This window comes from Variovorax defluvii, assembly GCF_039541515.1.
Classification (GTDB): domain Bacteria; phylum Pseudomonadota; class Gammaproteobacteria; order Burkholderiales; family Burkholderiaceae_C; genus Variovorax; species Variovorax defluvii.
In genome coordinates, this window is record NZ_BAABGJ010000058.1 from 61,843 (window position 1) to 70,520 (window position 8,678).

The following is an 8,678-nucleotide window of genomic DNA, read 5'->3' on the forward strand; positions in this document are numbered from 1 at the left end:
GCATGAACAAGCGTCTTTCCCGAATCGCAGCCGCCCTCGCGCTGGCCGGCCTGGCCGTTTCGGCGCAGGCCGCCGGCAAGGACGTGGTGGTGGCCGTGCAGTCCAACTTCACCACCACCGACCCCTACGACGCCAACGACACGCTGTCTCAGGCCGTGGCGAAGTCCTTCTACCAGGGCCTGTATGGCTTCGACAAGGACATGAAGATGGTGCCGGTGCTCGCCACCGGCCATACCGTCAGCAAGGACGGGCTGGTCTACACCGTCAAGCTGCGCACCGGCATCCAGTTCCACGACGGCACGCCCTTCAACGCCGAGGCGGTGAAGGCCAACTTCGACCGCGTGACCAATCCGGACAACAAGCTCAAGCGCTACAACCTCTACAAGAACATCGCCAAGACCGAGGTGATCGATCCCGCCACGGTGCGCTTCACGCTGAGCGAGCCCTTCTCGCCCTTCATCAACAACCTGGCGCACCCCTCGGCCGTGATCATCTCGCCGGCCGCGCTGGCCAAGTTCGGCAGCAAGGGCATCGCACAGAACCCGGTGGGCACCGGCCCCTTCAAGTTCGTCGAGTGGAAGGCCACCGACTACCTGAAGGTCGCGAAGTTCGACGGCTACTGGAAGAAGGGCTACCCGAAGGTCGACACCATCACCTTCCGCCCCGTGGTCGACAACAACACGCGCGCCGCGATGATGCAGACCAACGAGGCGCACTTCGCCTTCCCGATGCCGTACGAAGCGGCCGAGACCCTGAAGGGCAAGCCCAGCCTGGAAGTGAACAGCGCGCCCTCGATCATCCAGCGCTATATCTCGATGAACGTGCAGCAGAAGCCCTTCGACAACCCGAAGGTGCGGCAGGCCATCAACTACGCGATCAACAAGGAGGCGCTGGCCAAGGTGGCTTTCTCGGGCTATGCCATCCCGGCCGAAGGCGTGCTGCCCAAGGGCATCGACGGCGCGACGAAGCTGGGCCCCTGGCCCTACAACCCGGCCAAGGCGAAGGAACTGCTGAAGGAAGCCGGCTACCCGAACGGCTTCGAGAGCACGCTCTGGTCGGCCTACAACTACACGACCGCTCAGAAGGTGATCCAGTTCGTGCAGCAGCAACTCGCGCAGGTCGGCATCAAGGTGCAGGTGCAGGCGCTGGAGGCCGGCCAGCGCGTCGAGCGCGTCGAAAGCGCGCAGGACCCGGCCACCGCACCGGTGCGCATGTACTACGTCGGCTGGTCCTCCTCCACCGGCGAAGCCGACTGGGCGATGCGTCCGCTGCTGGCCTCCGAATCTTTCCCGCCGCGGCTCTTCAACACGGCGTACTACAAGAACGACGCGGTCGATGCGGACATCAAGAAGGCACTGGTCACGACCGACGCCGCCGCCAAGGCCAAGATCTACGCCGATGCACAGAAGCGCATCTGGGACGACGCGCCCTGGGCCTTCCTCGTGACCGAGCAGTTGCTGTCGGTGCGGGCGCGCAACCTGACCGGCTTCTACGTGATCCCGGACGGCAGCTTCAACTTCGACGAAGTCGAGCTGAAGTAACGCTGGTGAGCGAGTGACCCAATACGTCATCAAACGCCTGCTCGGGCTGCTGCCCACACTGCTCATCGTGGCGGTGCTGGTGTTCCTGTTCGTCCACATGCTGCCCGGCGACCCGGCGCGGCTGGCGGCCGGGCCGGACGCCAGCCCGGAGACGGTGGCGCTGGTGCGCGCGGACCTCGGCCTGGACAAGCCGATGCCGCAGCAGTTCCTGAACTTCTTCTCCAACATGCTGCAGGGGGACTTCGGCCACTCGCTGCGCTCGAAGCGGCCGGTGTCCACCGAGATCGCCGAGCGCTTCATGCCCACGCTGCTGCTCACGCTCACCAGCATGGCCTGGGCCGTCGTCTTCGGCATGGCGATCGGCATCACCTCGGCGGTCTACCGCAACCAGTGGCCCGACCGGCTCGGCATGACGCTGGCGGTCTCGGGCATCTCCTTCCCGGCCTTCGCGCTGGGCATGCTGCTGATGCAACTGTTCTCGGTGCAACTGGGCTGGCTGCCCACCGTGGGCGCCGATTCGTGGAAGCACTACATCCTGCCCTCGATCACGCTGGGCGCCGCGGTGGCGGCCGTGATGGCGCGCTTCACCCGCGCCTCCTTCGTCGAGGTGATCCAGGAGGACTTCGTGCGCACGGCGCGCGCCAAGGGTGTGTCGGAGAAATGGGTGGTGCTCAAGCACTGCCTGCGCAACGCGCTGATCCCGGTGGTCACGATGATGGGCCTGCAGTTCGGCTTCCTGCTCGGCGGGTCGATCGTGGTGGAGGCGGTGTTCAACTGGCCCGGCCTCGGCCGGCTGCTGGTCGACGCGGTGGACATGCGCGACTACCCGGTCATCCAGACGCTGGTGCTGCTGTTCTCGCTCGAGTTCATCCTGATCAACCTGGTCGTGGACGTTCTCTACGGCTTCATCAACCCCACCATCCGATACAAGTGAGCCGGCCATGAGCACGCCTCCCGCCGAACCGATCTCCGCCGCCGAGCCGCAGGCTCTCACCGAGGCCGCTGCCTCTGCCGTCAATGCGGCAAAGGTGCGCACGCCCTGGAGCGAGTTCTGGCGCAAGTTCCGCATGCAGCACGTGGCGATGGGAGCCGGCGTCTTCGTGCTGCTGCTGATCGCCATCGCCGTCCTCGCGCCGTGGATCGTTCCGTACGACGCCGAGAACTTCTTCGACTACGACAAGCTCAACACCGGCCCTTCGGCCGCGCACTGGTTCGGCGTCGATCCGCTGGGCCGGGACATCTTCAGCCGCATCCTGATGGGCGCGCGCATCTCGCTGGCCACCGGCTTCCTGTCGGTGGTGCTGGGCGCCATCGTCGGCACCGCGCTGGGCCTCCTGGCCGGCTATTACGGCGGCTGGTGGGACCGCATCGTGATGCGCATCTCGGACGTGCTGTTCGCCTTTCCCGGCATCCTGCTGGCGCTGGGCGTGGTGGCCATCCTGGGCAGCAGCATGACCAACGTGGTGGTGGCGGTCTCGGTCTTCAGCGTGCCGGCCTTCGCGCGGCTGGTGCGCGGCAACACGCTGGCGCTGAAGAACCTCACCTACATCGAGGCCACGCGCAGCATCGGCGCGCGCGACCGCACCATCCTGCTGCGCCACATCCTGCCCGGCACCATCTCGTCGATCGTCGTGTACTTCACGATGCGGCTGGGCACCTCGATCATCACGGCGGCCAGCCTCAGCTTCCTCGGCATGGGCGCGCAGCCGCCGATGCCGGAATGGGGCGCGATGCTCAACGAGGCGCGCGCCGACATGGTGAACGCGCCGCACGTGGCGCTGTTCCCTTCGCTGGCGATCTTTTTCACGGTGCTGGCTTTCAACCTGCTGGGCGACGGCCTGCGCGATGCGCTCGACCCCAAGATCGACAGGTTGTGACATGGCGCCGGCGATCCCGCACATAGGCGACCTTCCATCGGGCCGTCGCGACGCCATCACCGACGTGGCCGGCGTCACGGTCGGGCACGCCACGCTGGCCGAAGGCGATGTCCAGACCGGCGTCACGGTCGTGTGCGCGCACGGCGGCGACCCCTACCAGCAACGGGTGCCGGCCGGTGTCGCGGTGCTCAACGGCTTCGGCAAGAGCGTCGGGCTGCTGCAGGTGGAAGAGTTGGGCGTGCTGGAGACGCCGATCGCGCTGACCAACACCTTCTCGGTGCCGGCGGTGGCGCAGGCGCAGATCCGCGAGTGCATCGCGCTGAATCCTGAATGCGGCCGCAGCCTGCCCACGGTGAACCCGCTGGTGTTCGAGTGCAACGATGGCTTTCTCAATGACATCCAGCGCATGGTGGTGCGCGAGGAGCACTACCTGCAGGCCCGGGCCGCCGCCGGCGAGGCGGTGGCGCAAGGCTCGGTGGGCGCGGGCCGGGGCATGTCCAGCTTCGCGCTCAAGGGCGGCATCGGGACCGCCTCGCGCCGCGTGTCGGCGCCGGGCGCCGGGCTGCACACGGTGGGCGCGCTGGTGCTGGCGAACTACGGGCTGCTGCCGCACCTGCGCATCGCGGGCCATGCGGTCGGCGCGCGGCTGGCGACGCAGCTCGCGGCTCCGGCCGCGCCGCCCGAGGCCGAGAAGGGTTCCATCATCATGCTGCTCGCCACCGATGCGGCGCTGGACGCGCGCCAGTTGCGCCGGCTCGCGCAGCGCGCGGGCGCGGGCCTGGCGCGTACCGGCTCCTTCCTCGGCCACGGCAGCGGCGACATCGCGCTCGCCTTCTCCACCGCGTACACGGTGCCCCATCGGCGCGAACAGCCGATGCCGGAGGTCGCGCTGCTGCACGACAGCCTGCTCGACGGGTTGTTCCAGGCGGCGGCCGACAGCGTCGAGCAGGCCATCCTGCATGCGCTGTGGCGTGCCCGGGCCGTCACCGGGCGTGACGGTCATGTTCGGCCGGCCTTGGCCGAGTTGCTGCGCGACTGGCCTCACGACACGCTTGCCAAGCTCCGCGATATCCCCGCATGAAGATCCTGATCTCCGTCGACATCGAGGGCGTGGCCGGCGTCTTCCATGCCCAGCAGGTGCGCGCCGGCAACCCCGAGTACGAGCGCGCACGCCGGCTGATGACCGAGGAAGCCAATGCCGCGATCGCGGGCGCCTTCGATGGCGGCGCCACCGAGGTCTGGGTGAACGACTCGCACGGCGACTTCCGCAACATGCCGCCGGATCTGCTGGATCCCCGTGCGCAGGTGATCCAGGGCAAGCCGCGCTACCTGAGCATGGTGGCGGGCGTGGAGCTGGGCGTCGATGGCCTGGGCATGGTCGGCTACCACTCGCGCGCCGGCGGCCGCGGCATCCTGGCCCACACCATCAACAGCTTCGCCTTCGCCGCCGTCGAGATTGGCGGGCAACCGGTGGGCGAGGCCGCGCTTTACGGTGCGCTGGCGGGGGAGTACGGCGTGCCGGTGCTGATGGCCAGCGGGGACGATGTCTTCATCGAGGAGACGAAGCCGCTGTTTCCGCATGCGGTCTTCGTGCAGACCAAGCGCGCCAGCGGGCAGACGAGCGGCGTGTCGCTGTCACCCGCGCAGGCCTGCACCGCGATCCGCGAGGGCATGGCCGCGGGCCTGGCGGCGCATGGTGCGGCGCGGCCCCTGGTGTGGCCGAAGCCGGTGGCCGTGACACTGCGCACGCAGACACCGGCGTTGGCCGACCTGTTCTGCCAGTGGCCGAGCTTTGAGCGTGGCGGGGCGAATGAGCTGCGCTTCGAGGCGGCGTCGGTGGAGGCGGCGGTGCGGATGCTGAACTGCTGCTCGGCGATGTCGGCGATGCTGAGATGAGGGGTGTGAACTGCGCAGCGGGCTTCGGTCAGTCGCTTCCGTCGTTGGGGCTTCTTCGAAATATTTGGCAATGCCAGCATCAAAATTTATCGCGACCCCATTAAAACATGAAGCCCGAGCAGAACAAATCCAACATATAAAGCAAAGGCAACGGCAAAAGCGAGCGCTCTTTTGAGGTATTTTTTCCATCGGCCGAGTTTAGGCTGCCAAAAAGAATCGAAAAGGACCCAAAGCCTCCTGCGCAATCCTGCTTACGATTGTTAATTTGCGATTGGCCTTCACGTACATGAAAACGTTGTATCCTGCGCTTGCAATCAAAAGCAGTGCCGGCAGCAGCGCCGCAATGCACACCACAAAAAACCTTTGCACCTCGAGGTTCATTGTTTATTCCGAATTTACAAGAAGGCGCAGCTTAGCTTTCTTTATTTCAGGTTCGGTCTGTTCAAGTAGTCGATCAACCGCTCAAGCTCTTGCCCGTACGCATTGGGCTCCGACTCAGCGTCGAAGCCCTTTTCGCACAACTCGACGGCAAGCACTTCAATGATTGCTTTGCGGTCGTCCGACGTAATTTGATTGCCAGCCAACCGCTCTGCAAGCAAGGGCACAGCATTTCGAGCGGCAAGAACCTTCTCGGCAAAAGACTGCATCTGTCGCTCGTTTGTCGCTGAACGCATAGTCATCGCATCTCCGCCGCGTTTGCTGCCCAAATGGCAATCACCTTCCCTTGGGCATTGACAATTACCACGGCATCTTTGCCCGTCATTATGAAGCGCCCGCCATTTTGGCCGGTGGTGCTCAGCGGGTTCTTCAATGCGTCGAGTATTGCACTTGGCGCCACATCAACTCCATCACGAGAGATCGCTTGGTTCAGCCCGTGTCTAGAGTAGCCCGTGATTTCAGAGGGCAATCGTGCGCCGGCTACTTCCTCGGCCATCAGCTGCATTCGTAGGCGAGCCGCATTTGCGCCTCGCCGGCTGCGCCCTTTGCGGCAACAGACTATCGATCACGATCAGCGAGGGCTCTGCCTTCGTTGAGCAGTTTCAGAAACTGCCCCCATTCCAAACCTTGCCGCCGATGCTCGGGTTGAAAGCGACTTCGAAGACGCCTTCATCTGTAAAAACCACATTCGGCGCTGCTCCATCACCGTCCAACAGTTCGAACAGCGCATGCTCGCGATTGATGTCCGTGGTCTTCCGCCACCGGTAGGTTCCGGAGGTTGTCATGGTCATAGCTCTACGGATTGATGAAGCCAATGAAGCTGCCGTCGGATGCCCAACGGGCACCGAATCCTCCAGGAACCTGAATTTGCGTCGCGGTTCCGTATCGCCCGAGCGTCGGAGTCGACGTAACGCCATTCCGCATGATGTCTCTAAGAGCCCTTGGGCCACATGGTTGATCGCTCCCGTCGGTTGCCTGTCGCAACTCTCTTTTGTCTCCCCGACCAACTCCGGATGTTTGGTTAGCGCATGCCCCGCGTTCGACGACTCAGTGTTCTTGAACTGGTCGACTGCGGCCTTATGGAACGGGTTTTGGTTTCCCAATCCCTTGCGGCAAGGGTCGCGCCCATCAGTCTGCTATTGCATGAAGAGCCCTCCGTTGATTCACGGCATAGGTTATCAAACCACCCAGATCGTCAAGGAAGCGCTGTAGTTCGGCCGAGCCAGTTTTATCGTGCAGCGCCCGAATCTGCTCAACCAGATCTGGGAGGTCATCGATGGAGACCTCTGCATCTCTATAGTAGTCAGCGAAATCTTGAAAGCGCGTCAGCCCGCCCGCAGCAGCTGCAGTGAGAAGTTGATGATGCAGATCTACTCCCAGAGAGACTGTCCTTTCCGGTGATCCGTTCTGACCAAGAACAGCGAAGTCAAGCGACATAGCAATCTCCTAAGGACGACCAGGGAATGCGGTGACCAACTCGCCGTTCGGACGGGTGATCACGGTCATGACAGATGTTTGCTGACCTGTCACCCGATCGATGCCAATCGATCGGCCAGCATCCCACGTTCGGGCGAAGTTGCCGTTGGCTTGCTGAACCATCTGCTGGTGCGTTCCTGAACTGATCAAGGTCGACAAGTTTTCGGCTTCGTTGAATTTGCTCTTATCGGCGAACTTTGCGATGTCGTTGACGGTGTGCCGCTCAACCACGTGGGCCATGCCCTTCTCAGTCATCCTGATCGGGCCGTTGAGAAGTAGGGTTGTTTCCTTTGCGGCATCAGCAATCCCATCCGCCGTCTTGAGCAATCTAACACCAGTGACAGCGGCTGCCTCGATTGGAAGACCCTGCATGCTCTTGAGGGCGATGTCGGCGAGCGATTCGTTCAGGAACGCCGCGACCGAAGCGTCCCAGGCGCTCTTGACGGATCCTCCGAGACCGGCGGCCAACGCGACGGCTTCGCGGGCGATCAATCCGGAAGGGTCCGTCCTGTTCGCTGGGTTGTTGCCCACGTAGGCATACAGGTTGACGTCGTCCTTGTAGCCAATGGGATCGGTCTGAAGGAAGCGCCCGAGGCTCGGCGAGTAGAAGCGTGCCTTGTAGTGGTACAGCCCCAGCTCGCCGAGGAGCTGCTGGCCGGTGTACCTGAACCTCGGGCCGGTTGTCGTGTTGGGCTCTGGGCCTGGCCGAGCAGAGACAGGACACCGCACACGTTGGCGGTGTTCACGCCCCACCACTCGGCCAACTGGGCGGCGCTGAGCTTGACGATGCCGCGCACGTAGTTGGCCTCGATGCTGGAGGCGCGCAGCAGTTCGACCATCAGGGCGGCCTGGTCGTGGGCGGTGGCCTGGTTGTCCAGCACCGCGCCGAGCGCCCCCTTCTGGATGCCGAAGGTGGGGTAGTACTCGACGTTGTTGCGGACGTACTGGTAGATGAGGTCCGGGTGGTTGCGCAGGGAGCGGGCGAGTTCGGCGATGGAGGCCGGGCCCAGGGGGCTGGCGTCGCCGGAGATCTTGGCGGCGGAGGTACTGCGCGTGGAGAGCTTGCCGATGTCGCTCTTGCGCGCCGCGGTGGTGCCCTGGTTGACGTTGCCAGGAAGGGTCCGCGAGGACAGCACGCGCTCGGCCTCGGCGAAGGTGACCGGGGCCATGTTGGCGCGCAGGACCCCGGGGGCGGGGGCGAACTCGCCGGCGCTGGCGGCGGCGGGTCCGGTGGTGCTTGTGCCTCGGGTGGTAATGCCAACATCTTTGGCACCCTCCTTGACGGCCTCGCGCCGCACGGGGTCCTTGGTGCTGGGCAGGTCGGCCGCCTGGTACTGCAGCGCAGGCTGACCGCTGGTGAAGGCCACGGGACTGCCCGAGCGTGTCGCCGTGCTGGAAGACGAGCGCTGGCTGAGGTGGGTCTTCGTTGTCGCATTGGAGTTCGCATTGG

Annotated in this window: 10 protein-coding genes and 2 pseudogenes; 5 read left to right on the forward strand and 7 right to left on the reverse strand. The window is 64.4% G+C overall.

The window, feature by feature from the left end:
* Positions 1 to 2: 2 nt before the first annotated feature.
* The 5 genes from gsiB to ABEA07_RS18170 are packed head-to-tail and all read left to right on the forward strand — an operon-like array spanning position 3 to position 5,314.
* The gene (gene gsiB / locus ABEA07_RS18150; protein WP_345539597.1) at positions 3 to 1,541 is read left to right on the forward strand and encodes a glutathione ABC transporter substrate-binding protein GsiB; all 1,539 of its coding nucleotides are present in this window, start codon (positions 3 to 5) and stop codon (positions 1,539 to 1,541) included.
* Between the two features lie 13 nt (positions 1,542 to 1,554).
* Positions 1,555 to 2,475: a glutathione ABC transporter permease GsiC gene (gene gsiC / locus ABEA07_RS18155; protein ID WP_345539598.1), complete on the forward strand. Its 921-nt coding sequence runs from the start codon at positions 1,555 to 1,557 to the stop codon at positions 2,473 to 2,475.
* Between the two features lie 7 nt (positions 2,476 to 2,482).
* The gene (gsiD, locus tag ABEA07_RS18160; protein ID WP_345539599.1) at positions 2,483 to 3,418 is read left to right on the forward strand and encodes a glutathione ABC transporter permease GsiD; all 936 of its coding nucleotides are present in this window, start codon (positions 2,483 to 2,485) and stop codon (positions 3,416 to 3,418) included.
* Position 3,419: 1 nt separating this feature from the next.
* A complete protein-coding gene (locus ABEA07_RS18165) occupies positions 3,420 to 4,499 on the forward strand; it encodes a DmpA family aminopeptidase (protein WP_345539600.1) in 1,080 nt (359 codons plus the stop codon).
* A complete protein-coding gene (locus tag ABEA07_RS18170; RefSeq protein WP_345539602.1) occupies positions 4,496 to 5,314 on the forward strand; it encodes a M55 family metallopeptidase in 819 nt (272 codons plus the stop codon). The genes ABEA07_RS18165 and ABEA07_RS18170 overlap by 4 nt, the downstream gene beginning before the upstream one ends.
* 422 nt (positions 5,315 to 5,736) lie before the next feature.
* Here the strand turns inward: ABEA07_RS18170 and ABEA07_RS18175 are convergent, their stop codons facing one another.
* The 7 genes and pseudogenes from ABEA07_RS18175 to ABEA07_RS28670 all read right to left on the reverse strand — a co-directional run.
* Positions 5,737 to 5,961 carry a hypothetical protein gene (locus ABEA07_RS18175; RefSeq protein WP_345539603.1) on the reverse strand — a complete coding sequence of 75 codons (225 nt, stop codon included), beginning with the start codon at positions 5,959 to 5,961 and terminating at the stop codon, positions 5,737 to 5,739.
* Between the two features lie 29 nt (positions 5,962 to 5,990).
* A complete protein-coding gene (locus tag ABEA07_RS18180; RefSeq protein ID WP_345539604.1) occupies positions 5,991 to 6,248 on the reverse strand; it encodes a hypothetical protein in 258 nt (85 codons plus the stop codon).
* A 106-nt stretch (positions 6,249 to 6,354) separates the two neighbouring features.
* Positions 6,355 to 6,537 (reverse strand): hypothetical protein, encoded by a 183-nt coding sequence (locus ABEA07_RS18185; protein WP_345539606.1) that lies wholly within the window; start codon positions 6,535 to 6,537, stop codon positions 6,355 to 6,357.
* A gap of 343 nt (positions 6,538 to 6,880) precedes the next feature.
* Complete coding sequence (locus ABEA07_RS18190) at positions 6,881 to 7,189, reverse strand: hypothetical protein (protein WP_345539607.1); 309 nt, start codon at positions 7,187 to 7,189, stop codon at positions 6,881 to 6,883.
* A gap of 9 nt (positions 7,190 to 7,198) precedes the next feature.
* Complete coding sequence (locus ABEA07_RS18195; RefSeq protein ID WP_345539609.1) at positions 7,199 to 7,720, reverse strand: hypothetical protein; 522 nt, start codon at positions 7,718 to 7,720, stop codon at positions 7,199 to 7,201.
* Positions 7,721 to 7,777: 57 nt separating this feature from the next.
* Positions 7,778 to 7,984: pseudogene (locus ABEA07_RS28665) on the reverse strand (RHS repeat-associated core domain-containing protein); the annotation flags it as partial.
* 80 nt (positions 7,985 to 8,064) lie between these two features.
* Positions 8,065 to 8,397 (reverse strand): annotated as a pseudogene (locus tag ABEA07_RS28670) (hypothetical protein); the annotation flags it as partial.
* Positions 8,398 to 8,678 lie beyond the last annotated feature (281 nt).

Excerpts from the sequence above, each read along its gene's own strand:
- gsiB (WP_345539597.1), top strand. The coding sequence starts at position 3 with ATGAACAAGCGTCTTTCCCGAATCGCAGCCGCCCTCGCGCTGGCCGGC.
- gsiD (WP_345539599.1), top strand. The coding sequence starts at position 2,483 with ATGAGCACGCCTCCCGCCGAACCGATCTCCGCCGCCGAGCCGCAGGCT.
- ABEA07_RS18165 (WP_345539600.1), top strand. The coding sequence starts at position 3,420 with ATGGCGCCGGCGATCCCGCACATAGGCGACCTTCCATCGGGCCGTCGC.
- ABEA07_RS18170 (WP_345539602.1), top strand. The coding sequence starts at position 4,496 with ATGAAGATCCTGATCTCCGTCGACATCGAGGGCGTGGCCGGCGTCTTC.
- ABEA07_RS18175 (WP_345539603.1), bottom strand. The coding sequence starts at position 5,961 with ATGCAGTCTTTTGCCGAGAAGGTTCTTGCCGCTCGAAATGCTGTGCCC.
- ABEA07_RS18180 (WP_345539604.1), bottom strand. The coding sequence starts at position 6,248 with ATGGCCGAGGAAGTAGCCGGCGCACGATTGCCCTCTGAAATCACGGGC.
- ABEA07_RS18185 (WP_345539606.1), bottom strand. The coding sequence starts at position 6,537 with ATGACAACCTCCGGAACCTACCGGTGGCGGAAGACCACGGACATCAAT.
- ABEA07_RS18190 (WP_345539607.1), bottom strand. The coding sequence starts at position 7,189 with ATGTCGCTTGACTTCGCTGTTCTTGGTCAGAACGGATCACCGGAAAGG.